Here is a 24,530-nt window from a genome sequence, read left to right on the forward strand (position 1 = left end):
CTTCGAATCCAATTGCGTTGTTGCACATGCGCAACGCGGATGGGCGCACTTAATGCGCCGTTATCCCTACCAGACCGTTCACGACATCATGCCCGCGCGACCGGCGAATGCACATGCTCGGGCCGTACGCCGAGCGCAACGAAGCGCGCGGGCACTTTCTGGAGCCACGGCCACGCCGTAACGAGACGCACGATCAGCGGAACCTTCACGGGTTGATTGCCGGGCTTGAGCGCACCGCTGATGATGTTGTTCTGTACGACGACCTGCATCGCCTGCGTCATCTTCACGGGAAACGAACGGCGCTGCTGCACGGCGTCGAGTTCGGCTTCGGATGGGCAGCCGTTCCGGATCTTGTCGGCGAGGAGATTGGCGGCCGCAACCGCATCCTGGACCGCGAGATTGACGCCGACGCCGCCGACCGGCGACATCGCATGCGCGGCATCGCCGATGCAGAGCAGCCCCGGTCGCGTCCAGCGGCTCAGGCGGTTGATCGCGACGGTGAGAAGCTTGACGTCGTCCCAGCTCTTTACGTCGGAGATTCCGGATGAAAGGATCGGCGCCATGCGGACGACGTCGTCCAGCAGCGCTTGCAGCCCCCTCGCCTTCACCGCGTCATACTGCCCCTTGGCGATGACATAGGCGCATTGCCAGTACTCGCCGCGATCGAAGGTGATCATCATCTTGCCGGGTTCGACGCGCGCGAACACGTTCTCGGTTTCGTTCGGCTGCCGCCCGGCACGAAACCACAACACGTCCATCGGCGCGCCGATCTCCTCGACCGCGAGGCCAGCGCGCTGGCGCACCGTCGAATGCCGACCGTCGCAGGCGATGGTCAGATCTGCCTCGATGTCGATCGGGCCCTCCGGCGTCGTCGCGCGCACGCCGGCGATCGCCTCGCCGCGCCGGATCAGATCGGTTGCCTCAGTGCTCATCATCACTTTGAGCGAGGGAAAGCGCTGACCGCTCTCGCGCAAGAAGTTCAGAAAGTCCCATTGCGGCATGAACGCGATGAACGGGTATTTGGTGTCGAGCCGGCGGAGATCGGCGATGCGCACCGGCGTGCCGCCGAACATGCCGTCGAGCGTCTGCAGGCGCTGATGCGGCAGCTTCAAGAAGCCGTCGATCAGGCCGAGTTCGTCCATCACCTGGAGCGTCGAGGGATGCACGGTGTCGCCGCGAAAATCGCGGAAGAAATCCGCGTGCTTCTCCAGCACCACGACATCGATGCCGGCACGCCCCAGGAGATAGCCGAGCATCATGCCCGCGGGTCCGCCGCCGACGATGCAGCAGCGGGCTTTCAGCGAACGAGATGCGGCTGGCGGTTCTGGCGATTTAGCGTTCATGATCCGGTCCTCGTCGCTGGTTCGATCCGCAACAATGTTTATAGCGCGGGCTCGGCACCAAGATGCCGCATCACAAGATCTAGGAACTCATTGGCCAGCGGCGAGATGCTCAAGGACCGGTGGCGAATGATGCCGACGATCCGCTTGATCTCGGGGACAGAGATGGGAACTGCCCGGATATTGGAGCCGGGATGGGCCGGCAGGGCCATTGCCGGCAAGATGGCGCAGCCGATGCCCGCTTCCAGGAGTTCGAGGATGCATGAGACGTGTTCGACTTCGTAAAACCACCGCAGCTTCAGGGCCGCATTTCCGAGCAAGACCTCCAGCAGGAGCCTGTTGCCGCTGTCGCGTCCGCCAATTATGAGCCGAACCTTTGGCATCGCCTGAAGCTCTTCTAGAGCTATCTCCTGGCGAGCGACCAGCGCGTCGTCCTTATGCACTGCCAGGACGAAGCGGTCCGCCAGCAACGGTGCGAATGTCAGATCGGGGTCGGGCCCCGGGTCCACGCCGACCCCGAATTCGGCCAACCCGGACAAGACCTGGCGAACGACAAAGTCCTGGTTACCGTCGAAGACCTGAACGCCGACGTTCGGATGCCGTTCGGTGAACGTCCTCAGCATGGGCGGAAAGGCCTGGCAGACCACAGTCGGAATGCTGGCCACCCGAATCTTGCCGAAGCGCCTTTCGGCGACCTCGCGGATCGAATCGAGCATCCCGTTCAGGTTGTTGATCTGCTGGCGAGCCATCGGAAGGAAGTGGCGTCCGGCTCCGGTGAGGACCACCGACCTGGTGGTGCGGCTGAACAGTTCGACCCCTAGCGTCTGCTCCAGCTTCTGGATCCGGCGCGACAGGCCGGGCTGGGTCAGATGAAGCTTCTCGGCTGCACGTTGGAAATTCAGCAGCTCTGCCGCGATCACGAAGGCTTCGAGTTCAGCGTTCTCGACTTTCATGCGGAAGTCTCATCAGTCGCAAGCGAACCCGCATTGGACCTCGCAGTCGGCGGTTTCTACGATCCTGGGGTTTAGCCAGACCGAAGGGAACAGGTAGCATCGATGCCCACCCAGCAGCAACTAGCGTCGCCCGTGCCGATCGCCACCACTCCATCAGCCTACGTGGCCGAGGCGGATGCGACCTACCGGAAGATCGTGCTTCGCATCATGCCGCTCATCCTCGTCTGCTACTTCTTTGGCTACCTGGATCGGGTGAACGTCGGCTTCGCCAAGCTCGGCATGGTCAACGATTTACGTCTGAGCGAGGCCGCCTATGGCCTCGGTGCAGGCTTGTTCTTTATCGGCTATCTCCTGCTCCAGGTGCCCGCTGGCTACCTGGTTCAGCTCTATGGCCCGAGGAAGTGCATCGCAGCGTCGATGATCTCATGGGGGTTCGTCTCCATGGCCACCTTGCTGACGCGGGACGAAGCCAGCTTCTACGTGCTTCGGTTCCTGCTCGGAATCACGGAGGCAGCCTTCTTCCCCGCCGTGATCGCCTTCTTCAGTGTCTGGTTTCCCTCATTCAGGCTCAGCAAGGTGATGTCCTTGCTCTTCCTCGCCCTGCCCCTCGGCGTGATCCTCGGCGGTCCGTTGTCCGGATGGATCATGGACGTCACCCACGGCGGCTACGGCCTGAAAGGCTGGCAATGGATGTTCCTGCTCGAAGGACTCCCGGCGATCCTGCTCGGGCTCGTCTCGATCAGGGCGATCGTCGAGCGGCCAGACGATGCCGCATGGTTGTCGCACGACGAGAAGGCCCTGGTGCACCGAGAACTCGCTCAGGAATCCAAGGACAAGCAAACGAGCTTGTGGCCAGCGTTACGTGAGCCGACGCTGTGGATTTTGTTCGCGACGTCGTTTCTCTACAACCTCGGCAATTACGGCCTCGTTTTCTGGATGCCGAGCATGATCAAGTCGATCGGCGGGCTGACGAACTTCCAGATCGGCGTCGTGACCGCACTGCCCTACCTGATCGCCGCCTGTGCCATGCAGCTCAATTCGATCCACTCAGTGAAGACCGGCGAGAGGCTCTGGCATACCGCAGCGCCCCTGATCGTTGGCGGCGCCGCCTTGGTGGCGAGTGTGACGACGCGAGATGCGCCGGCGCTCTCCCTCTTGTGCCTGACAATCGGCATCTCCGGCATCCAGTGCACGCTGGCCATGTTCTGGAGCCTGCCTTCACGCGTGCTTGCAGGAACGGCTGCGGCCAGTGGGGCCGGACTGGTCAATATCGGCGCGGCCAGCGCGGGCTTCGCCGGTCCAGCCGTCCTGGGCGTCCTGAGCCAACTGACGGGCAGCATGACGGCCGGCGTCTCGCTGCTGGCGATCGCGCTGTTCGCCGCGGCCGCGCTGATTTTTGCGATTCCGCGGCACCTGATGGCCCGGCACATCGTCTCGGCCTAGGGAAGCGTTATGGTCCACGAACCTCCAATCCCTTCCGGCCCCAGACACGGAATGCACAAGCCATTTCGGATCGCTATCGCCGGATTCCATATTGAGTCCGTGAGTTTCCTGCCGGCCGTCTCGACCTGGGACGATTTCGAGCAGGTGGCCCTGCGCGGGGATCGCATCGTCGAAGAGCTCCGAGGCACAAACACCGTGATGGGCGGCTTCATCGAGGTCTGCGAACAGGCGAGCGTGCGGTTGGCTCCGCTCGTCCACACGGCCCTCGGCGCCGTGGGTCCGGCCACCGATGAGGCCGTCAGACGCTACGCGGGCGAGATGGCTTCGGGCGTCCGCGTCTTATCCAACCTGGACGGCGTGCTGCTTTTCCTCCACGGGGCGTGCTGGACGGCTTCGTATCCGGACCCCGAGCGCTTCATCATCGACACGGTGCGTGCCGCCCTGGGGCAAGACAAGCCCTTGATCGTCGCGTTGGACTACCATGGCAACATCGATGCAAACACGCTGCAAAACGCGACCGCGGCGTTCGCCTATCGAAAATCGCCGCACACGGATACGGGCGACACGGGACGCCGTGCCGCCATCTGCATGCTCCGCACACTGCGTGGAGAAATTTCGCCAACATGGGCGATCGCCAAGCCTGGCGTGCTCGTCCCGTCGATCTTCAGCGCGACTGCGCTGCGCCCCTTGGCGGATCTCATCGAGGAAGGCCAGCGCATCGAACGTGACAGCGGGCGCTACACCGACATTTCGCTGATGGCCGGCTTTTCCTATGCCGACGCGCACAATGCCGGCTTTTCGGTGCTGTGCGTCACCGACGGCGACCCCGCGCGCGCCGAAGCGATCGCAGACCATCTTTCGGAACGGGTCTGGAGCGAGCGGCATGCACTCTCCAGGCCCTTCGAAGTCTACACCGCAGAGTCGGCCGTCTCCCGCGCATGCACAGGCCTGGCGACGCGCAAGACGCAGGGGCGCCCATACGTCCTGGTCGAGCACGCCGACCGAATGAACGACTCCACGTACCTGCTGGGGGAGCTGCTGAGGCGCCGTGTCGCGCGGGCTGCCGTGCCATTTCTCTGGGATGCAGCCGCAGCGCAGAAAGCGTTCGAAGCAGGCGTTGGTGCGTTGGTGGAGTTGAGTCTTGGCGGCCACAGTTCCGAGAAGGCGGGGCCGACGCTGGACATCACCGCACGCGTGCAGTGGGCAGGCCCGAAATCATACCGCGTGACGGGCTCCTACATGCATGGCATGCCGGTCGATCTGGGAATGACCGCGCTGCTTGACGTCGATGGCGTGTCGGTGAGTGTCGTCAGCGCATTTGCATTCGCGGTCGATGGCGATGCATTCGGAGTGTTCGGGTTGCGTCCGGAAGACTTCGACATCATCGTGCTTCGTTCAAAGACCCATTTCCGTGCCTTCTATGAGGGACTGGCGGAGGAAATCATGATCGTGGATACGCCGGACCACGGCGTCGCCGACCTGCGGCTCCTGCCCTATGAGCGGCTGGATACGCATCGTGTATTTCCGCTGGCTCCTGAAAGCGCCCATTGACGTCGACTGAAGACGCACAGTGGGCGATACGTGCGGATCGCTGGGCCCGCGACAGGAGAACGGATAAGCGATGACCAGCAAGGTAAATGTGAGCTTGATCCAATTTGACGTCCAAGTGCTGGAGCCGACGTCGAATCTCGAGCGAATGCAGGCAGTGATACGATCGGAGGCAAAGGCAGGCGCGCAGTTGATCGTATTCCCGGAGTTGTCGAACACGGGATACGTGGAGCCGCTGACGCCCGGCGCCCCCTTCAGTCCGGAATCCGGCGGAGCCGAACAATATGCCTTCCGATTATTCCAGGCCGCCGAACCCGAGAACGGACCCTTCATCACATCGCTATGCGACCTCGCCCGTGAGCACAACCTCCATGCTGTCGTCGGCCTTGCCCTCCGTCATCCGGTGCAGCAGGGCGTAATGCATAATGCGTCGGTCCTGATTGGCCCTCACGGCGTGCTCGGCACCTACCACAAGATTCATCGCTGGCATCTGGAAAAGCTCTACTTCGTCGCCGGCGAGAGCATCTCGGTGCAGCAAACGATGTTGGGGCCGATTGGCATGCAGATTTGCTATGACATCCGGTTTCCGGAATTGACGCGGGCACTCATGGTGCAAGGCGCTCAGATCGTCACGAATATCTGGGCGTCGTTCCGCCCACAAGACAGGCCCCTCGACGACGAGCAGATCTTCACGCACCGCGCCTATACGCGCGCGACCGAAAATGGCGTCTTCTTCCTCAGTTGCAACCGCGCCGGCAGGCAGGGCAATTGCGCCTTCATGGGCCGGAGCATCATCGTTGCGCCGGACGGCAAGATTCTCGCGCAGTCCACCACGGAGGACGAGGACGTCCTCCGCGCGGAAATCGACCTTGATGACGTTGCCCGCTACCGGAGCTATGTCGGGCTCGCGACAGACAGGCGTGTGGATATCTACGCACGATACCTGACTGCGCCCGTCTGAGGCATTCGGCGCTCAATTGTTGCTGCGGTTCGCGGTCCGGAAGCTCTTGATCTCCGACACGCTGCCATCGCGGTAGGTCAGCTCGACCGAGACGAACTGCGTCGCCGGCGCCAGCTTCATGTAGAGCGGCATGCCGGCAGTGATCGCGCTGGGGTCACGCATGTCGCAGGCCGGCATCTTCAGGACCTGGTTGGGCACAGACGTGTCGATGCCGATGCGGACCTCGCGGATGGCGCAGCGGTAGGACACGAGGTGCGTGTAACAGACGAGCAACCCGTTGAACTCGCGGAACGACAGCCAGCTCGTCGCAGTCATGTCGAGGATCTTGCGCTGGTCGCGGAGCAGCGCGGCCTCCGGATCGAACTTGATCGGGAACGGGCCCTGCATGTCACCGGAAGCATCGACATAGCGGACCTCGATGGTGCCGGCCTGGGCATCCGCCGGCAGCTCGATCGACGGGTTCGGCAGCCGCTTGCGGGTGCGCGGATCGAGCGTGTCGATGAAGCCGGTCTCGCGGAAATCGCCCTGGCCTGCCATCCGCCAGGAAATGCCGAGCGTGGGATCGGCGAAGGAGAAGACCACCGACCAGCCGCCGTTGTGGCGCGAGAAGCTCGCGATCGGCGCATTGGTAGCTTCCTCCTTCGGCACGCGTGGCACCGAGACCGGCGGCAACGCCGCGACCTTCTGCGGCGGCGGATCGGCCGGCCGTGCCGCGGTGTCGGCCTTGGCCGCGCCGCTCAGGAAGACGTCGTCGACCATCTGATCGAAATAGACAGGCACCTGCTTGTGCTTGACGGTATCGGCCATCTCGCTGACCAGCCGACGCGTATGCTGGGCCACCTGCACGAGGTTCTCGCCGGGCTGCAGCAGCTCCTTGGCGAAGGTGCGCGTGAACACCGAATTTGGATTGGCATCATCGTTCGACAGACGATCGAGCGCAGTCTGACGCGGGCCGGCGGAGAACACCGAGAACACGCCTTCAGGCAATTGCGTCATGGGCGCGAGCCCGCCGCCGCCAGCGACTGCGCGCGTGCCGGTCCGCTCGAACGGATTGTTACGGCAGGCATCGAACACCAGGATCGAGGTGCGCGCCTTCTTGTTCTGGAGACGCTCGACGATGCGATCGGCGAGGATCGAGGAATCGCGCACCAGCTCTTCCTGACCTTCAGTCGCGGCCGGCACGTCGGTCGGCAGCAGATAGTTCTGGCCCATGATCTCGAAACCGTGGCCGGCATAGAAGAAGAACGCGGTGTCGCCCGGCTCGATCGCCCTGTCGAAGGCGAGCAGCGTCTCGGTGAACTGCTGGCGGCTCTGGTTCTCAGCTACCATCACGGAGAAGCCGAGTTGCTTCAACGTGTCGCCCATGGTGCGGGCGTCGTTGACGGCCTTGAGCAGCTTTGGAACGTTCTTGTAGTCGTTGTTGCCGACGACGAGCGCAACGCGCTTTTCGGCATGCGCGGGGGCGGCGAATGCCGTCAGACTGGCGGCGATGCCAAGGGCCGCCAAAACCGCGAGAAGCCTGCGCGTCATTGAAAATTCCCCCGTTTGCAGGAAGGGCGATTGGGGTTCCTGCGGCCCGCTGATGTCATAGTCGACCGAGCCATGGCAGGGGTTCAAGAGTGAGGCAAGCGCCCAGCGGGATGCCCCTGCGCGATCTGTCCTATGGCCGGCTTGAACGGAATCTGCTTTTGCTTGAGCCGTATTGCCTGTCTACCCGAGGGTTTTTTGTGTATCGCTGGTGCACCAACGAGGTCGAGCCGCAGGACCGTTTCGACTACTGGCGTGAGGTGCGCGCCAAGGGCTTGTTCGGCGTCACCGCGGAACTCGCGCGGGAGCAGCGCGCCGATTTCTTCGGCGAGTTCACACTGCGGCAGGTCGGCGGGGCCGGCCTCGTCGAGCTCAAGGCCTCGCCCTACCGGGTCGAGCGTAGCAACGCCGACATCGCGGACGCGGCCAGCGACAGCATCTGCGTTTACCAGCAGCTCGGCAGCGGCGGCTGGTTCGGCGGCATGCGCGGCAGCGATTTTGCGATCGAAAGCGGCAGGTTTGCCACCAGCCATACCGACCTGCCCTATCGCACCCTGCCGCTCGGCACCGCGGGCTTCCACCTGAGGATCCTCAAGATCCCGGTTGCCGGCATCCCCGCGCAGGACAGGCGCGTTCGCGACCTGACGCCAAAGCCATTCGGCGACCTTGCGCTGGCCCCCCTGCTCGATGCCGCCTTTGCCGAGCTCGGTGACCTCGCCGTTGGGGTCGAGGCTGCGCGCACCAAGCCACTGGTGGAAGCGCTGGCCACCCTCGCCCTGGTCGAGCGCGGCATCGTCAGGCCCGGGGGCCGCCGCGGACAATACGCGCTGCGGGTCGGGCGCCTGTCGTTGGCCCGCCGCCTGATCGAGCGCCACCTGAACGATCCCCGATTGTCCCCGGCAATGGTCGCCGACTGGCTCGGCGTGTCCCTGCGCCACCTCCACATGCTCTTTGAAATGGCGGAGAAGAGCTTCTCCCAGACCGTGACCGAGCAACGCCTGGCGCAAAGCCGCCGCCTCCTGAGCGAGGCGCCGGAGCGGCTGATTGCCGACATCGCCACCGCCTGCGGCTTCGAGAGCCTTGCGACCTATTACCGGGTCTTCAACGCGGCCTACGGGCTGGCACCGGGCGATTTCCGGGCCCAAGCGGCCGAGAAGCGCTAGCCGCCCTCCCTGGCCTCCCCCGGTCGCCCGGCCGGTGACCGGGCGAAAAGCGCAACTTCGCCCGCAATTTGAGCAAAAACGCTAGGCTTTTTAGAGCCTTCCCGCGTCCGCTCCATTGACTTTGGCCGATTCCCCCCTATGTTCCGGGCAACGCGGCTCGGTATCGAAACGCGATTCCTGAGTTTGGCGCGTTGCTCGCGCAAAGCCTTGCTCGCGTAAGTCAGCACCCCCAGCTTCTTTGAGAGCGCGCCGTTTCGGGGTGGAGCGCGACAGCCTTATTACCCTCGATTCCGAACGGCGGTTTCGACTAGAGGCTCAATGTCCTTTTCAAATCTCGGACTATCCGAAAAAGTCCTCGCCGCAGTGGCGGCCACCGGTTACACCAACCCCACCCCCATTCAGGAACAGGCGATCCCCCACGTCCTCGCACGCAAGGACGTGCTCGGCATCGCCCAGACCGGCACCGGCAAGACCGCGGCCTTCGTGCTGCCGATGCTCACCATCCTCGAAAAGGGTCGCGCCCGGGCGCGCATGCCGCGCACCCTGATCCTCGAGCCGACCCGTGAGCTCGCCGCCCAGGTCAAGGAAAACTTCGACCGCTACGGCGCCGGCCAGAAGCTCAACGTCGCCCTCCTGATCGGCGGCGTCTCCTTCGGCGACCAGGATGCCAAGCTGATGCGCGGCGTCGACGTCCTGATCGCGACTCCCGGCCGCCTGCTCGACCATACCGAGCGCGGCGGTCTCTTGCTCACCGGCGTCGAGCTGCTCGTCATCGACGAAGCCGACCGTATGCTGGACATGGGCTTCATTCCCGACATCGAGCGCATCTGCAAGCTCGTCCCCTTCACGCGGCAGACCCTGTTCTTCACCGCGACCATGCCGCCGGAGATCCGGCGCATCACCGAGGCCTTCCTGCACAATCCGCAGAAGGTCGAAGTTTCCAAGCCCGCCACCACGGCCGTCACCGTCACGCAGTCCCAGGTTCCCGCCGGACGCGAGGCGCATGAGAAGCGCGAACTGCTTCGCCGCCTGCTACGCGAGGCCACGGATCTCAAGAACGCGATCATCTTCTGCAATCGCAAGCGCGAGGTCGCGATCGTTCACAAATCGCTCCAGAAACACGGCTTCAGCGTCGGCGCGCTGCACGGCGACATGGACCAGCCGGCCCGCATGGCGGCGCTGGATCAGTTCCGCAAAGGCGAGCTGCCGCTTCTGGTCGCCTCCGACGTCGCCGCCCGCGGCCTCGATATCCCCGAAGTCAGCCACGTCTTCAATTTCGACGTCCCCCATCATCCCGACGATTACGTTCACCGCATCGGCCGTACGGGGCGCGCCGGCCGCACCGGCACCGCGATCTCGATCGTGACGCCGCTCGACCAGAAGTCGATGGCCGCGATCGAGAAGCTGATCGGCCAGAACATTCCGCGCGCCGAGGGCGAGTTCGAGGCCCACAGCGAGTCCGCCGATCCAACCGAACGTTCGCGCGAGCAGCGTGGCCGGGAGCGGTCGCGCGGCGGTCGCGGCAAGTCGCGTCGCGGCCACGAGCAGCGCGGTGACGCGCGGCACGCCCCGGATGCAAGGCCCGCAGCGGAAGCGAGGCCTGCGCGCGAGCCAAAGCCTTCACGCGAGCCAAAGCCTGCGCGCGAGCCGAAGCCTGCGCGCGAAGCAAGGCACGCCGGCGAGCCGCGCCACGGCTCGCGCCAGCAGGCCAATAATTCGCATGTGCCCTCGATCGGCCGTCCCGAACCGCGCCGTCCGCAGCGCGAGGCTGATAGCGAGCCCGGCGATCATTCGCATCTGCCGGCGTTCCTGCTGCGCCCCGTCCGCGCCTAAGGCGCGCTGCGCTTCCGCGCAGACGCTCCGTGTTTGTCGCGGGGAGAAATCCCTGCACAGTTTTGCGCTAACGTGACCCTTCGCGTCCGGATCATGCTGCAGGAACGGCTGTTTACCGGCCGTTCAGAATCGTCCTTTAGCCTGAGATCATAATTTAAGCATTGCCGCAGTCGGAGGCGCACCGGCTGCTGTGGGGATATATTCTGTGGTCAAGCTGCTCGATGAACACGAACGCACGATGGCGTTCGCCGAGGTGGCGCTCGGTCAGATCCGATCGCTCAAGCAGACCGCAATTCCCCGCAACTACGAGATCTGGTACGTCTACGCCACCGGCTACAACGCCCCGCTGAACAAGATCATCAACGAGACGCTGGCGCGCAACGGCAAGCTGACCGAAGCCGATCTCGAGCAGATCTACGAGACCTATCTCTCCCACATCAAGACCACCGATCGCATCGATAAGGTCGGCGCGCGCGTCATCGGCGAGATCGACGACGTGATGAAGGTGCTCACCGACGCGCTCGGCATGTCCGCCTCCTATGATGCGAGCCTGTCGGGCGCCGCCGCAAAGCTGTCGACGGCCAAGGACCGCGACCAGATCAAGGCGATTGTGGACACCCTGCTCCATGCGACGCGCGACATGCGCGAGACCAACAAGGCGCTGGAGGACCGGCTGACATTGTCCGCCAACGAGATCAGCAATCTCCAGCAGAGCCTCGAAGCGATCCGCGCCGAGAGCCTCACCGATCCCCTCACCGGCCTTGGCAACCGCAAATATTTCGATCGCATGATCGGCATGGCCGTGCAGAACGCGCTCGCAAGCGGCGAGCCGCTGTCGCTGCTGCTGTTCGACATCGACCATTTCAAGTCGTTCAACGATTCCTACGGCCACCTCACCGGCGACCAGGTACTGCGGCTCGTCGGCCTGTCGCTGAAGCAGACCATCAAGGGCCAGGACATCACCGCGCGCTATGGTGGCGAGGAGTTCGCGGTCGTTCTGCCCAACACTGCGCTGCGCCAGGCGCTCACGGTCGCCGACCACATCCGCCGCGCCGTGATGGCGAAGGAATTGAAGAAGAAATCGACCGGCGAGATTCTGGGCCGCGTCACGATCTCGGTCGGCGTCTCCATGCTGAAGCCGAGCGACGACACGGACTCCCTGATCGAGCGCGCCGATGCCTGCCTCTACGCCGCCAAGCGCAATGGCCGCAACCGCGTGATCTGCGAGGCCGATCCTGAGTATAGCGTCGAGAGGCAAGGCCAAGTGGCCTAGCTGTCTGGTGAGCTGCCGTAGGATGGGCAAAGGCGCGCAGCGCCTTGCCCACCATCTCTCCAATCGTCATCTTAAGTGGTGGCACGCTTCGCTTTGCCCACCCTACGAACCGCTGCTTGTTTCTTCTTCCGCGGCTTCTTCACAATCTTCGCCGCCTTCTTTGCCTTGGGTCCCTTCTTTACCTTGGCACGCTGGGCGGCGGCGAGCGCGGCCCTCGCCCACTCCGCAAGCTCATCGGAATCATCGAACAGGCGCGCGGGCAACTGCCAGTAGGACTTCACCATCACGGTTTTGGCGCGGGTCTGGTACTGAAACGGCGCTGAGCCTTCGGCCTCGAAGTTCGGGATCGTCTGCTCATCCGCGCGGAGGAACAGGCCGGCGCGCAGGGCCAGCGCGAAATTGGTGCCGTCGGCGGAGATGCCGTAGCCGGAAAACATCCGGCGAATGGTGACGGGGCCGAAATCGGCGAACAGGTCGATCAGGAATTCGCGGTCCATCGCCCAACTGCCTCCCCATCGTCGTCCTGGCGAACGCCAGGACCCATTACCACGGAAGGTAGTTTAGCGACGACTGTCCGTCTTACCAGTCGCTGGTACTGACACCGCCCGCCGCTGCGAGATCACGCGGTATGGGTCCTGGCGTTCGCCAGGACGACAGCGGTGGGATTTGCGAGAGTCAGGCTACCCCTCGACCTTGGCCGGCCGCAGTTCGACCGACTCGCCGCAGCCGCAGGCGGAGATCTGGTTGGGGTTGTTGAAGACGAACTGGGCCTGCATCTTGTCGGCCTTGTAGTCCATCTCGGTGCCGAGCAGGAACAACACCGCCTTGGGATCGACCAGGATCTTGACGCCCTTGTCCTCGACGACCTCGTCGGTCGGGCGGATCTCATGGGCATATTCGACGGTGTAGGACTGACCGGCGCAGCCGCCGTTCTTCACGCCGACGCGCAGGCCGACGATCTCGGAATCCGCACGCTGCGTCAGCTCGGTAATGCGCTGCGCGGCAGCATCCGTAAGCCGCATCACCTGCGGACGCGGACGCCGCGGCTTGGGAGAGGATGCTGGTGTTGGCTGTGTCATGTCAGTGATGTGGTCCGTTGCGGAGCAGATTCAATGCCGAGATAACGCGTCACCACATGTTGAGCACGAGGCGCGCCTCGTCGCTCATGCGTTCCGGTGACCAGGCCGGTTCCCAGACGACCTTGACGTCGACCACGCCGACGCCGGGGACGCTCGCCACCGCGTTCTCCACCATGGTCGGCAGCTCGCCGGCGGCCGGGCAGTTCGGCGTCGTCAGCGTCATCAGGACGTCGACGGAGCGGTCGTCCTTGATCTCGACCTTGTAGATCAGGCCGAGCTCGTAGATGTCAGCTGGGATCTCCGGATCGAACACGGTCTTGAGCCCGGCGATGATCTCGCGCGTCAGACGCTCGGTCTCCTCCGGCGGCAACGCCGAATGCGTTTCCATCGGATTGGCTTTGATTTCAGCCGTATCACTCATGCGAACAAATCCCGCGCCTTCAAAAGCGCCTGTGCCAGATGGTCGACTTCGTCCCTTGTATTATACATGCCGAAGGATGCCCGGCACGTCGCGGTCACGTTGAACCGCTCTAAAAGCGGCATGACACAATGGGTGCCGGCGCGCACCGCAATGCCCTGGCGGTCGATCACGGTGGCGACGTCATGGGCGTGCGCGCCCTTCAGCTCGAAGGAGATCACCGGGCCCTTGCCGCGCGCGGTGCCGATCAGCCGCAGCGCGTTGATCTCGCGCAGGCGGTCCTGGGCATAGGTGAGGAGGTCGTGCTCGTGGGCGGCGATGCGCTCCTTGCCGATCGAATTGACGTAATCGATGGCCGCGCCGAGCCCGACCGCCTCGACGATCGCCGGCGTGCCGGCCTCGAACTTGTGCGGGGGATCGCCGTAAGTGACCACGTCGCGCGAGACCTCGCGGATCATCTCGCCGCCGCCATTATAGGGACGCATCGCGACGAGCTGGTCGTATTTGGCCCAGAGCACACCGATGCCGGTCGGCCCATAGACCTTGTGGCCGGTGAAAACATAGAAGTCGCAGCCGAGGTCCTGAACATCAACCGGAAGATGCACGGCACCCTGGCTGCCATCGACCAACACGGGAATGCCGCGGGCGTGGGCGATTTTCACCACGTCCTTGACCGGCACGATGGTGCCGAGCGCGTTCGACATCTGCGTAATCGCGACCAGCTTGGTCTTCGCGGTCAAGAGTTTCTCGAACTCGTCGATCAGGAAATTGCCTTCATCGTCGACCGGCGCCCATTTGATCACCGCGCCATGGCGTTCCCTGAGGAAATGCCAGGGCACGATGTTGGAGTGGTGCTCCATGATCGAGATGACGATCTCGTCGCCTGCCTTGATATTCGGCTCGCCCCAGGACGACGCAACGAGGTTGATCGCCTCCGTCGCGTTGCGGGTGAAGATCACTTCCTCAGGTCGCCGCGCGTTGATGAACTGCGCGACCTTGGCGCGGCCGCCCTCATAGGCTTCCGTCGCCGCATTGGCGAGGTAGTGCAGGCCGCGATGCACGTTGGCATATTCGCTCGTATAGGCCTGCGTCATGCGATCGAGCACGGATTGCGGCTTCTGCGCCGAGGCCGCGTTGTCAAGATAGACCAGCGGCTTGCCGTAGACCTGCATGGCCAGCGCCGGAAAATCCTGGCGCACCCGCGCGACGTCATACGAACCGTTCAGGACCGCCGGATGTGTGCTCATGACCGCCGCTCCAGCCAGCGCTCGGCAATGCCGATCACGTGCTCACGCAGGTCATCGTCGGCGATCTGCTCGATCGCCTCGCCGACGAAGGCCTGGATCAGCAGCGCCTGGGCTTCCTTTTCGGGCAACCCGCGGGCGCGCAGATAGAACAGCAGGCTGTCGTCGAGCGCACCGGCGGTGGCGCCATGGCCGCAGGAGACGTCGTCGGCGAAGATCTCGAGCTCGGGCTTGTTGTCGGCCTCGGCCTCGTCCGAGAGCAGCAGCGCCCGTGTCATCATCTTGCCGTCGGTCTTCTGGGCGTCGGGACGGACGATGATCCGGCCCTGGAACACCGAATGGGCGCGATCATCGATCACGGCGCGGAAGATTTCGCGGCTGGTGCAATGGGGCACGGCGTGGTCGACGACCAGCGTCGTATCGCCATGCTCAGTCTTCTTCAGGAGGTTCACGCCATTGATCGCGAGCTCGCTGCCCTCGCCTGCCAGCGTGATGAAGCCTTGCAGGCGGCTCACGGCGCCACCGGTCGTCATGTTGAAGAAGTTGAGCTTTGTATTCGCGCCGACCGTGACGATCTCGGAGGTGATGTTCACGGCATCAGGCGCATCGTCCATCAGGCGGATATGCGCGACATCGGCGTCGTCGCCGATCGTCACCAGCACGGCGTCGTTGACCTGGTAGGCCGCAGCGCCAGCGGCGACGAAGCTCTCGACGATGGTGGCGCGGACGCCGTTCCCGACGCGCAGTTGCGAGCGGGTGAAAGCGGACGCGGACGCCGCCGTCGCGACATGGATGATCTGGATCGGAGCGGAAAGCTGCGCGCCGTCCGCAATCGACACCACCACCCCGTCGGTCGCCATCGCCGCGTTCAGCGAGATCATCGCGTCCGTCGAAGCGGTCGCGAGCAGGTCCCCGGACTCCTTCTCCAGCGTTTCGCGCAGCGTCTTGACGCTGACCTCGGATGCGAGCGCCTTCACGTCGGACAAGTCGGCCGCGAACACGCCGTCGACCAGCACCAGCTTGCGGGCGCCGGCAAACGCATGCGCCTTTACGGCGTCAGTCGCGCGCGACAGCGCCGCCGCGTCAGGCGCAGCCGCAAGCGGCAGCACCTCGCCGACCAGCGCGCGCAGGTCGGTGTATTTCCACTCCTCGAGCCGGCGGTGCGGCAGGCCGAGACGCTCATAGGTCTCGAAGGCCTGACGGCGCGCAGCTAGCACCGCGGGCGAGCCGGGCAGCCGACCTTCGGCACTGGTGAAGAGATCGCTCACCGCGCGGCCGTTCCCGGTCTTGGCCAAAGCAACGTTCATCGCAAACAATCCTTACGCGGCGTCCTCGAACTGGGCGTAGCCGGACTCCTCCAGCTCCAGCGCCAGTTGCTTGTCGCCGCTCTTCACGACACGGCCCTTCGACATCACATGCACGAAGTCAGGCACGATGTAGTTCAGGAGCCGCTGATAGTGGGTGATCACGACCATCGCGCGCTTGGGCGAGCGCAGCGCGTTGACGCCGTCGGCCGCAATCCGCAGCGCGTCGATGTCGAGGCCGGAATCCATCTCGTCGAGGATGCACAGGCTCGGCTCGAACAGCGCCATCTGGAGCACCTCGTTGCGCTTCTTCTCGCCGCCGGAGAAGCCGACATTGACGCCGCGCTTGAGCATGTCCTGCGGGATGTTCAGCGACTTCGAGACCTCGCGGACCTTCTTGAGGAAATCCGGTGTCGAATATTCATCCTCGCCACGCGCCTTGCGCTGCGCGTTCAGTGCGGTGCGCAGGAAGTTCATGGTGGCGACGCCAGGGATCTCGACCGGATACTGGAACGCCAGGAACACTCCCTTGGCGGCGCGCTCCTCCGGATCCATCTCCAGGAGGTCCTCGCCCCTAAACAGGATCTGGCCGTCGGTCACCTCGTAACCGGGCTTGCCGGCGATGACGTGAGACAGCGTCGACTTGCCGGAGCCGTTCGGCCCCATGATCGCGTGCACCTCGCCTTCGTTCACGGTCAGCGTCAGCCCGTGGAGAATCTCGCGCTCCTCGACACGGACTTTCAAATCTTTCACTTCAAGCAAAGCCATATTGGTTTCCAGTCTATTCAAATGATCCAGGGAGCGCCGAAGCGCGCCGCGAGGGCCGGCAATTAGCCAACCGACCCTTCAAGCGAGATCGAGATCAGCTTCTGCGCTTCCACGGCGAACTCCATGGGGAGCTGCTGAAGCACGTCCTTCACAAAGCCGTTGACGACGAGGCCGACGGCTTCTTCCTGGGAGAGGCCGCGCTGAATGCAGTAGAACAGCACGTCCTCGGAGATCTTCGAGGTCGTCGCCTCGTGCTCGAAGGTGGCCGACGAGTTCTTCGCCTCGATGTACGGCACGGTGTGCGCGCCGCATTTGTCGCCGATGAGCAGCGAGTCGCAGGCGGTGAAGTTGCGGGCGCCGGTCGCTTTTCGATGCGCGGTGACGAGACCGCGATAGGTGTTCTGCGACTTGCCGGCCGCGATGCCCTTGGAGATGATCCGGCTCGAGGTGTTCTTGCCGAGATGGATCATCTTGGTGCCGCTATCGACCTGCTGGAAACCGTTCGAGATCGCGATCGAGTAGAACTCGCCGCTCGAATTGTCGCCGCGCAGGATGCAGCTCGGGTATTTCCAGGTGATCGCCGACCCGGTTTCGACCTGGGTCCAGGAGATCTTGGAGTGGTTGCCGCGGCAGTCGCCACGCTTGGTGACGAAATTGTAGATGCCGCCCTTGCCTTCCGAGTTGCCGGGATACCAGTTCTGGACCGTCGAATATTTGATCTCGGCGTCATCGAGCGCGACAAGTTCAACCACGGCGGCGTGGAGCTGGTTCTCGTCGCGCTGCGGAGCAGTGCAGCCCTCGAGGTAAGAGACGTAGGAGCCCTTGTCGGCGATGATCAGCGTACGCTCGAACTGGCCGGTGTTGCGCTCGTTGATGCGGAAATAGGTCGACAGCTCCATCGGGCAGCGTACGCCCGGCGGCACATAGACGAACGAGCCATCCGAGAACACCGCCGAGTTCAGCGTCGCATAGAAATTGTCGGAGGTCGGCACCACGGAGCCGAGATATTTCTGCACCAGCTCGGGATGCTCGCGGATCGCCTCCGAGATCGGCATGAAGATCACGCCGGCCTTCTTCAGCTCGGCCTTGAAAGTGGTCGCAACCGACACCGAGTCGAAGACGGCGTCGACCGCGATCTTGCGCCGGGCCGGGTCTTCCTCGCCCACCTTCGGTTCGACGCCTTCGAGCATCGCGACTTCCCGCAGGGGAATGCCGAGCTTCTCGTAGGTCTTCAGGATCTCCGGATCGATCTCGTCGAGCGAGGAGACGGTCTTCTTCGGCTTCGGCGCCGCGTAATAGTAGATGTCCTGGAAGTCGATCTTGGGATAGTCGACGCGCGCCCAGGTCGGCTCAGTCATGGTGAGCCAGCGCCGATAGGCCTCGAGCCGCCACTGGAGCATCCAGGCGGGCTCGTTCTTCTTCCCGGAAATGAATTTTACGATGTCTTCCGACAGGCCCTTCGGGGCCTTCTCGGAGTCGATCAGGGTCTCAAACCCATAACGATACTGGTCGACGTCGATGCGCTTCACGCGCTCGACCGTCTCTTGTACGGCTGGCATTCCATCCTCCGCTCGCGGTTTCAAGGACCGCGGTGGATCAAACTCGAACGACTATTACGATGTTTCTATGCGGAAAGCACGCGCTTAGAACCGTTCAAGCCGTGTTTCGTCGCTTACTCTCTAAGTAGGTTATTACCGAGCTTTCGCCAAGCCTCAAGGGCCCGATTGATGTCCGCCTCCTGCGTGGACCAGCCCAGACTGAGGCGCACCGCTCCCTGGGCCGTTTTGGGGTCGAATCCCATGGCGGAGAGCACGTGAGACGGCTGCACTTTTCCAGAGGAACAGGCGGAGCCTGAGGACACGGCGATGCCTTGGAGGTCGAAACCGATCACGGCGGTCTCGGCCTTCAGCCTTGGCGCCGTAAATAGAGTGGTATTCGGCAACCGCTCAACGTCCTCCGAGAAAACCGTTGTGCCTGGCACGGTTCGCAGCCCGTTTTCCAAGCGATTCCGGAGGCTTCGGAGCCGTTCCGCACCCTCCGCCAGAGTCTGAAGGGCCGCCGTCACGGCTGCGCCGAAGCCGGCGATGCCCGCGACGTTCTCGGTTCCCGCACGGCGGCCGAGTTCCTGCCCCCCACCACGGAGAACCGGTTCCAGCCCTGTCACACTCTCAGCGACGACTAGCGCACCGACGCCCTTGGGGCCACCAATCTTGTGCGCAGAGAAGGTGGCAAGATCGGCACCTACCACCTTGATATCGAAAGAAATTTTCCCAAGAACCTGGATCGCGTCAACATGCAGAAGCCCGCCCGCCTCATGGACGATCCGCGCCGCCTCCGCCACCGGCTGAAGCGCGCCGGTCTCGTTATTGGCGGCCATGATCGACACCAGCGCCGGCGGGCCGGAGCCGAGCAGCGCTTTGAGGTGATCGACGTCGACGACGCCGGCGCGCGTCACATGAATCGGGCTGACGGCGTCGGCGGGAAACCTCCCGCCTGCCAGCACGGAGGCGTGCTCGACGGCGGACACCAGGAGGCGTTCCACCGGGCCGCCAGAGGGCCCCCTTAGACCCGGCGAGAGCGCCAGCGCATTGGCCTCGGTTCCCGCCGAGGTGAAGACGACGTTCCGCGGCAGGCCGCCAACCGCGCCCGCCAGCGCGGCACGGGCCGCCTCGACCAGCCGCCGCGCCTCCCGCCCCTCGGCATGGACCGAGGACGGATTGCCGACGAGATCATAGGCCGCGACCATCGCCGACCGCGCCTCGGGACGCAGCGGCGTGGTCGCATTCCAGTCGAGATAGACGCGGGTTGGCATGCCGCCCTCTTAGCACCTTTTGCCCGCCCGCCAATCGGTCAAGCCGGCTGTTGCTGCACGGCCTTGGCTGGCGCGCGTGCCTCCATACGCAATCCGAACAGCGGTCGCAGCCAATTGATCCGGCGCACGACTTCAAAGGTGACCACACATGTCAGCGCGGTGCCCAGGATCACGATGGAGGCCTCGATCCCGACCGAGAAGCCGCTGCCGCGCAGTGCATGCGCGATCGTGATGATCGCCGTCTGATGCACGATGTAGTACGGGAAGATCGCGTCCGTGAGGTAGCGGCGCGCGGGTCCGTCGGCCGTGAAGTGCCGCCGTGCGAAACCGAGCACCGCGGCCATGGCAAGCCACTGATAGCAGCCATAGGCGATGCTGGCGCACTTCTTCAGCAGCGGCGACGGCGCGAGCAGACCCGCGAACAACAGGATGAAGATGGTTAAGCAAACGGCCGCGAGTGCCAGTGCCGTCCAGCGTTGTCGTTCGATCTCGGACCAGACGATACCCTGCTTCGCCAGCAGGAAGCCGATCAGGAACGCCGTTGCATAGTCCGCATGGTTGTACCAATCGCCAAACAGCGCATGCGTGGAGGGAAAGGCTGGGAACAGGAACAGGCGCCAAGCCGCGAATAGCAGACACGGCATGATGAGGAGGCCGGGCCCTGTGAGCGGGACGGCAAGCTTCGCACTGAGCCGGTCGGTCAGGGCTGGCCACAGCCAGAGCACGCAGGCCAGCGCCATCGTGTAGACCCACAGATAGACCACAAACCAGAGGTGGTTCCAGGTCGGCAGCACGATGCAGGGATTCGGACAGAACTGCGCGCCGAACGCCAGGTAGTGCCGGACGTAGAAATCGGCAAAGCCCGCGGGATAGCCGAGGGCCTCGACGATCTGGAGGTAGGACTGCGGCGGCACGATCACCAGCATGCCGAAGATCAGGGGGATCAGGAGCCGTGTCGACCGCGCGCCCACGAACGAACCGAGGCGGTACTTGCCGAGCATGAACCTCGTCGCGACCCCGGAAACCAGGAACAAAAGTGACAGCCGCCAGGGATTGAGGACCAGCATCAACGGCTCGAGCCAGGTCAGCCTGTACGCGCTCTTGATGTGAAATCCCCAGGACACGTAAAGCATGCCGACGTGGTAGAAGATCAGAAGCCCGAAGGCGCTAATCCGCACCCAATCCAGATCGATGCGCCGCTCCGAGGTCGAGAGTTGCTGTGGTGTTGACATGGTTTTCTGCTCCTTGACGGGACGACAAACGCGATTTTGGGGCCATGGCTGACATCCAGAATGCCCGCGAGAAGGAGCGCGTCGAGCCGGTTTGGGATCAGGACCGGAAGCGAGGGGATGAGGCGCTGCACGCTGGGACGAGCGGAGGGCATCGCGGGATCAATCGCCACGACGTTGCGATGTTCAGCGTGATTGCGGTGGTCGCATTCGCCACCGGAATCGTGAATGCGCTGTCCGCCGCGCAGGATGCCGTCTGGCGCGGCGACCCCTACGATCTGGGCCGGCGCCTGTTCTGGGAGACTTCGAGCGTCGCCGTCATCCTGCTTGCGGTTCCGATCCTGGTTATGGCCGTCCGGCGCATGCGCCGCACTCCAAACTACGCAGGTCGTGCCGGGATCGGAGCGACCGCGCTGGTCGCCTTCTCTGCCGTCCACATCACCGGCATGGTCTGGATCCGAAAACTCGTCCTTTGGCTTGCCGGAAGCGTCTATGACTTCCACTTCTCCTTTGCGACGGTGCTGTACGAGTTTCGCAAGGACGTCGTCGCCTGCTTCCTGATCGGGAGCACGATCTGGCTGTTCGACAGCCGACGCGAGACGCAGGCAACCGCTATGATCGAGCCAGCCGGGCCGGCGAAGGCGCCCGATGCGATCTGGCTGCGCGACGGTGCAAGCCGCATCCGGGTCGAGCCGCAGGAGATCCTGTGGGTTGCCTCGGCCGGCAACTACATCGAGTACAGGCTGGCCGACGGTAACCAGCACCTGATCCGGGGCACCCTGGCAGCAGCGGAAAGCGAACTGGCGCGATTCCATGTCGTGCGCGTCCACCGCACGAAGCTCGCGAATCTCGATCGGGTCACCGGCGTGGACCTCAAACCATCCGGAGATTTCGAGCTCACCTTCGATGGCGGGCAGACCCTCCAGGGGAGCCGGCGCTACCGGCCATCGGTTGCAGGCCTGGGCACAGCCACGGCATAAACGGGCACAGCTACCAACCAACAAACAATCATGAATTCAAAGAGTTAGCCCGGCACCGCGGGCGAGGCGACCGGGCCGGCTTCTCACCTCGCCGCCAAGGGGTGGCGGCGCTGGCGACGGCTCTCGGGACGCTGCCTCGCATGACATTGCGACAACCAGCTAAGCTCTTGACCGCATTGGCAGATGCTCAAGATGCTTGCTTTTTGACCCTCAGCCTATGTTAGAACGCGGGCCGTCAAGTCACCGCGCGCCGCTCGCGCATCATCCGAGGGCGCCCTTCCTCCTCCAGTCCCGCTTTCGTCGGCTTCGCTGCCGATGAAGCGAGCCACAATCGGTTGATTGCTCAGGGATCACCTTCAAGGAATCAATCAAGAGATCATCATGCCTGAAGTCATTTTCGCCGGCCCCGCGGGCCGCCTCGAAGGCCGCTACCATCCGGCCAAGCAGAAGAACGCGCCGATCGCGATGATTCTGCATCCGCATCCGCAGTTTCACGGCACGATGAATCATCAGATCGTGTACCAGTGCTACTACGCCTTCGCACATCGTGGCTTCTCCGTGCTGCGGTTCAATTTCCGTGGCGTCGGCCGCAGCCAGGGCTCGTTCGATCACGGCACCGGCGAATTGTCCGACGCCGCCGCAGCGCTTGACTGGGCGCAGACCATCAATCCCGAAGCTCGCGCCTGCTGGGTTGCCGGCTTCTCCTTCGGCGCCTGGATCGGCATGCAGCTGTTGATGCGCCGTCCCGAGGTCGAAGGCTTTATTTCGATCGCACCGCCAGCCAACCTCTATGACTTCTCCTTCCTCGCGCCCTGCCCGTCCTCGGGCCTGATCGTGCATGGCGAGAAGGATGCGGTGGTGCCGCCCAAGGACGTCAACACGCTGGTCGAGAAGCTGAAGACGCAGAAGGGCATCGTGATCGACCAGCAGGTCATCCCCGGCGCCAACCACTTCTTCGACGGAAAGCTCGAGCCGTTGATGGAGACCATCACCGCCTATCTCGACATGCGGCTCGCCAACGTGCGCTAAAGGCCGCTCGCCAAAGGTTGTTCATGGGCTCCTTCGTCGCCCTGCTCCGTGCCGTGAACGTCGGCGGCACCGGCAAGCTTCCGATGACCGAGCTCAAGGCGATGTGCGAGGCGCTCGGCTTTGCGGCCGTGCGCACCTACATCGCCAGTGGCAATGTGGTGTTCACCAGCCGCAAGTCAGAAGCTGCGATCAAGGCTGCGCTGGAGAAACGCCTGCACACCTACGCCGGCGCGCCGGTCGGCGTGCTCGTGCGCAGCGCAGAAGAGATGGCGCAGGTTGCAGCCGATAATCCCTTCCCGAAGGCTGCGCCGAACCGCACCGTGGCGATCTTCCTCGACAAGGCGCCGCCCGCGGACACGCTTACGGGACTCCGCGGCCAGAGGGACGAGGAAGTCCGGCTCGGCCGCCGCGAGATCTACGTGCATTATGGCGATGGCATGGGGACGTTGAAGCTCGTCATCCCCGCCGCCAAGACCGGCACCGCGCGCAACATGAATACGGTCGCCACGCTGGCGAAGATGGCCGCGGAGCTCTAGCTAGCGCTAGATGATGAGGTCGGCCTGGTCCGATGCCAGCTTGGGGGCGAGGGATGAAGGCGTATCTGGTGCTCGATCTGTCAGTGAATGACTTTGCCGGCTTCAAGAGATACATCGCCGAAATCCCCACCTACATCGCCAAGCATTCGGGGCAATACATCGTTCGCGGGGTTCAGCCGACGACGATCGAGGGCGACTGGACACCCGAACGCCTCGTCATCATCGAATTTCCAGAACGCGAAAGCGCGGAAGCATTCCTGAGCGACCCTGAGATTCAGGAGCTGTTCAAGGTGCGCCACGCGGCCACGACGAGCAGATTGCTGCTCGCCGATGGATGTACCTAGGCGCCGATGATTCTGAGCGCGCTTTACGCGGCGAGCTTTAACAGATGCGCGTCATGGCGCACCAGGAAGGCGCGTAGCAATTGCGGATAGTCCGCGCCCACCGCGTTGCGAACGCTGGGACGCTTGGCAAGCTCCGCGCGCCATGCGCAGATCTTCGGAAAGTCCTTGAAGATGCCGAGTTCGGCGAGCTCATCGAACACGTCGAAATATCGGAAGATCGGCGCGAACACGGCGTCGACCAGGCTGAACGATGCACCGGCGAAGAACGGGCCGGCGCCCAACGCAGCCTCGACGCGGGCAAACTTTGCCAACAACGCGTGGCGCTTGCTGTCGAACACGGCCGGATCGGTCGTCGTCTCCAGCCCCCAGAGATCCCCGAGGATCGCGGAGCCGAACTCCATCCAGGCGCGGTGCTCGGCGCGCCCCAGCGCATCGGCCGGATGCAGCTTGCCGCCTGCTTGCGTCTCCTCGATGTACTCACAGATCACGTTGCTCTCGAACAGCGCGACCTCGCGCTCTTCGGTTGAGACCACCAGCACGGGCACTTTGCCGAGCGGCGATATCTTCAAGAACCAGTCCGGTTTGTTGGCGAGGTCGATGTCGACCCGTTCGAACGGCACGCCCTTCTCGGTCAGCGCGATCACCGCGCGCTGCACATAGGGACAAAGCTTGTGGCTGATCAGTTTGAGGGCTGCGGCCATGATGGAGATCCCGACGTTAGATGCAACCGCATCAATCTAGATGCA

The 24,530-nt window shown here is 63.7% G+C and carries 23 protein-coding genes; 10 read left to right on the plus strand and 13 right to left on the minus strand.

Annotated elements, in window-relative coordinates:
* Positions 1–86: 86 nt before the first annotated feature.
* Complete coding sequence (locus SO156_RS01635) at positions 87–1,343, minus strand: FAD-dependent oxidoreductase (protein ID WP_498533613.1); 1,257 nt, start codon at positions 1,341–1,343, stop codon at positions 87–89.
* 38 nt (positions 1,344–1,381) lie between these two features.
* Positions 1,382–2,293, minus strand: a complete 912-nt coding sequence (locus SO156_RS01640; protein ID WP_498533614.1) for a LysR family transcriptional regulator — start codon at positions 2,291–2,293, stop codon at positions 1,382–1,384.
* Between the two features lie 102 nt (positions 2,294–2,395).
* Between SO156_RS01640 and SO156_RS01645 the strand changes: the two genes are divergently transcribed.
* The 3 genes from SO156_RS01645 to SO156_RS01655 all read left to right on the plus strand — a co-directional run bounded on the left by SO156_RS01645 (position 2,396) and on the right by SO156_RS01655 (position 6,245).
* A complete protein-coding gene (locus SO156_RS01645; protein WP_498533615.1) occupies positions 2,396–3,736 on the plus strand; it encodes an MFS transporter in 1,341 nt (446 codons plus the stop codon).
* A gap of 51 nt (positions 3,737–3,787) precedes the next feature.
* Positions 3,788–5,287, plus strand: a complete 1,500-nt coding sequence (locus tag SO156_RS01650) for a M81 family metallopeptidase (protein ID WP_498533616.1) — start codon at positions 3,788–3,790, stop codon at positions 5,285–5,287.
* A 70-nt stretch (positions 5,288–5,357) separates the two neighbouring features.
* Positions 5,358–6,245 carry a carbon-nitrogen hydrolase family protein gene (locus tag SO156_RS01655; RefSeq protein WP_498533617.1) on the plus strand — a complete coding sequence of 296 codons (888 nt, stop codon included), beginning with the start codon at positions 5,358–5,360 and terminating at the stop codon, positions 6,243–6,245.
* Positions 6,246–6,257: 12 nt separating this feature from the next.
* Here SO156_RS01655 and SO156_RS01660 read toward each other — a convergent pair whose 3' ends face one another.
* Entirely contained in the window at positions 6,258–7,775 is a 1,518-nt protein-coding gene (locus SO156_RS01660) for a caspase family protein (RefSeq protein WP_498533618.1), read from the minus strand.
* 197 nt (positions 7,776–7,972) lie between these two features.
* Here SO156_RS01660 and SO156_RS01665 point away from each other — a divergent pair, with 197 nt between their 5' ends.
* The 3 genes from SO156_RS01665 (at position 7,973) to SO156_RS01675 (ending at position 12,041) form a co-directional block, all read left to right on the plus strand.
* On the plus strand, positions 7,973–8,935 hold the full coding sequence (locus SO156_RS01665; RefSeq protein WP_458144827.1) for a helix-turn-helix domain-containing protein: 963 nt from the start codon (positions 7,973–7,975) through the stop codon (positions 8,933–8,935).
* A 318-nt stretch (positions 8,936–9,253) separates the two neighbouring features.
* Complete coding sequence (locus tag SO156_RS01670) at positions 9,254–10,768, plus strand: DEAD/DEAH box helicase (RefSeq protein WP_498533619.1); 1,515 nt, start codon at positions 9,254–9,256, stop codon at positions 10,766–10,768.
* A gap of 205 nt (positions 10,769–10,973) precedes the next feature.
* Positions 10,974–12,041: a GGDEF domain-containing protein gene (locus tag SO156_RS01675; protein WP_498533620.1), complete on the plus strand. Its 1,068-nt coding sequence runs from the start codon at positions 10,974–10,976 to the stop codon at positions 12,039–12,041.
* A 71-nt stretch (positions 12,042–12,112) separates the two neighbouring features.
* On the opposite strand, the gene SO156_RS01680 is transcribed toward SO156_RS01675, so the two are convergent.
* The 9 genes from SO156_RS01680 to SO156_RS01720 form a co-directional block, all read right to left on the minus strand.
* A complete protein-coding gene (locus SO156_RS01680; RefSeq protein WP_498533621.1) occupies positions 12,113–12,538 on the minus strand; it encodes a TfoX/Sxy family protein in 426 nt (141 codons plus the stop codon).
* Positions 12,539–12,721: 183 nt separating this feature from the next.
* Positions 12,722–13,120, minus strand: a complete 399-nt coding sequence (locus tag SO156_RS01685) for a HesB/IscA family protein (RefSeq protein WP_458144814.1) — start codon at positions 13,118–13,120, stop codon at positions 12,722–12,724.
* Positions 13,121–13,169: 49 nt separating this feature from the next.
* Complete coding sequence (locus tag SO156_RS01690) at positions 13,170–13,541, minus strand: SUF system Fe-S cluster assembly protein (protein WP_027553631.1); 372 nt, start codon at positions 13,539–13,541, stop codon at positions 13,170–13,172.
* A complete protein-coding gene (locus tag SO156_RS01695; RefSeq protein ID WP_498533622.1) occupies positions 13,538–14,785 on the minus strand; it encodes a cysteine desulfurase in 1,248 nt (415 codons plus the stop codon). Before SO156_RS01695 ends, SO156_RS01690 begins: the two co-directional genes overlap by 4 nt.
* Complete coding sequence (gene sufD, locus SO156_RS01700; RefSeq protein ID WP_458144812.1) at positions 14,782–16,089, minus strand: Fe-S cluster assembly protein SufD; 1,308 nt, start codon at positions 16,087–16,089, stop codon at positions 14,782–14,784. Before sufD ends, SO156_RS01695 begins: the two co-directional genes overlap by 4 nt.
* Before the next feature lie 12 nt (positions 16,090–16,101).
* Positions 16,102–16,854 carry a Fe-S cluster assembly ATPase SufC gene (sufC, locus tag SO156_RS01705; protein WP_458144811.1) on the minus strand — a complete coding sequence of 251 codons (753 nt, stop codon included), beginning with the start codon at positions 16,852–16,854 and terminating at the stop codon, positions 16,102–16,104.
* A gap of 62 nt (positions 16,855–16,916) precedes the next feature.
* A complete protein-coding gene (gene sufB, locus SO156_RS01710; RefSeq protein ID WP_458144810.1) occupies positions 16,917–18,413 on the minus strand; it encodes a Fe-S cluster assembly protein SufB in 1,497 nt (498 codons plus the stop codon).
* Between the two features lie 113 nt (positions 18,414–18,526).
* Positions 18,527–19,666: a cysteine desulfurase family protein gene (locus SO156_RS01715; RefSeq protein ID WP_498533623.1), complete on the minus strand. Its 1,140-nt coding sequence runs from the start codon at positions 19,664–19,666 to the stop codon at positions 18,527–18,529.
* Positions 19,667–19,704: 38 nt separating this feature from the next.
* Positions 19,705–20,898: an acyltransferase family protein gene (locus SO156_RS01720; RefSeq protein ID WP_498533624.1), complete on the minus strand. Its 1,194-nt coding sequence runs from the start codon at positions 20,896–20,898 to the stop codon at positions 19,705–19,707.
* Between the two features lie 44 nt (positions 20,899–20,942).
* On the opposite strand from SO156_RS01720, the gene SO156_RS01725 reads away from it, so the two are divergent.
* From SO156_RS01725 to SO156_RS01740, 4 genes are all read left to right on the plus strand, one after another.
* On the plus strand, positions 20,943–21,875 hold the full coding sequence (locus SO156_RS01725) for a LytTR family DNA-binding domain-containing protein (protein WP_498533625.1): 933 nt from the start codon (positions 20,943–20,945) through the stop codon (positions 21,873–21,875).
* A gap of 381 nt (positions 21,876–22,256) precedes the next feature.
* Positions 22,257–22,904 carry an alpha/beta hydrolase gene (locus tag SO156_RS01730; RefSeq protein ID WP_027524593.1) on the plus strand — a complete coding sequence of 216 codons (648 nt, stop codon included), beginning with the start codon at positions 22,257–22,259 and terminating at the stop codon, positions 22,902–22,904.
* Positions 22,905–22,927: 23 nt separating this feature from the next.
* Positions 22,928–23,440, plus strand: a complete 513-nt coding sequence (locus SO156_RS01735; RefSeq protein ID WP_498533626.1) for a DUF1697 domain-containing protein — start codon at positions 22,928–22,930, stop codon at positions 23,438–23,440.
* A 53-nt stretch (positions 23,441–23,493) separates the two neighbouring features.
* On the plus strand, positions 23,494–23,784 hold the full coding sequence (locus SO156_RS01740; RefSeq protein WP_458144805.1) for a DUF1330 domain-containing protein: 291 nt from the start codon (positions 23,494–23,496) through the stop codon (positions 23,782–23,784).
* A gap of 23 nt (positions 23,785–23,807) precedes the next feature.
* On the opposite strand, the gene SO156_RS01745 is transcribed toward SO156_RS01740, so the two are convergent.
* Positions 23,808–24,485: a glutathione S-transferase family protein gene (locus tag SO156_RS01745; protein ID WP_498533627.1), complete on the minus strand. Its 678-nt coding sequence runs from the start codon at positions 24,483–24,485 to the stop codon at positions 23,808–23,810.
* Between the last annotated feature and the right edge of the window lie 45 nt (positions 24,486–24,530).

This window comes from Bradyrhizobium sp. UFLA05-125, from assembly GCF_059803515.1.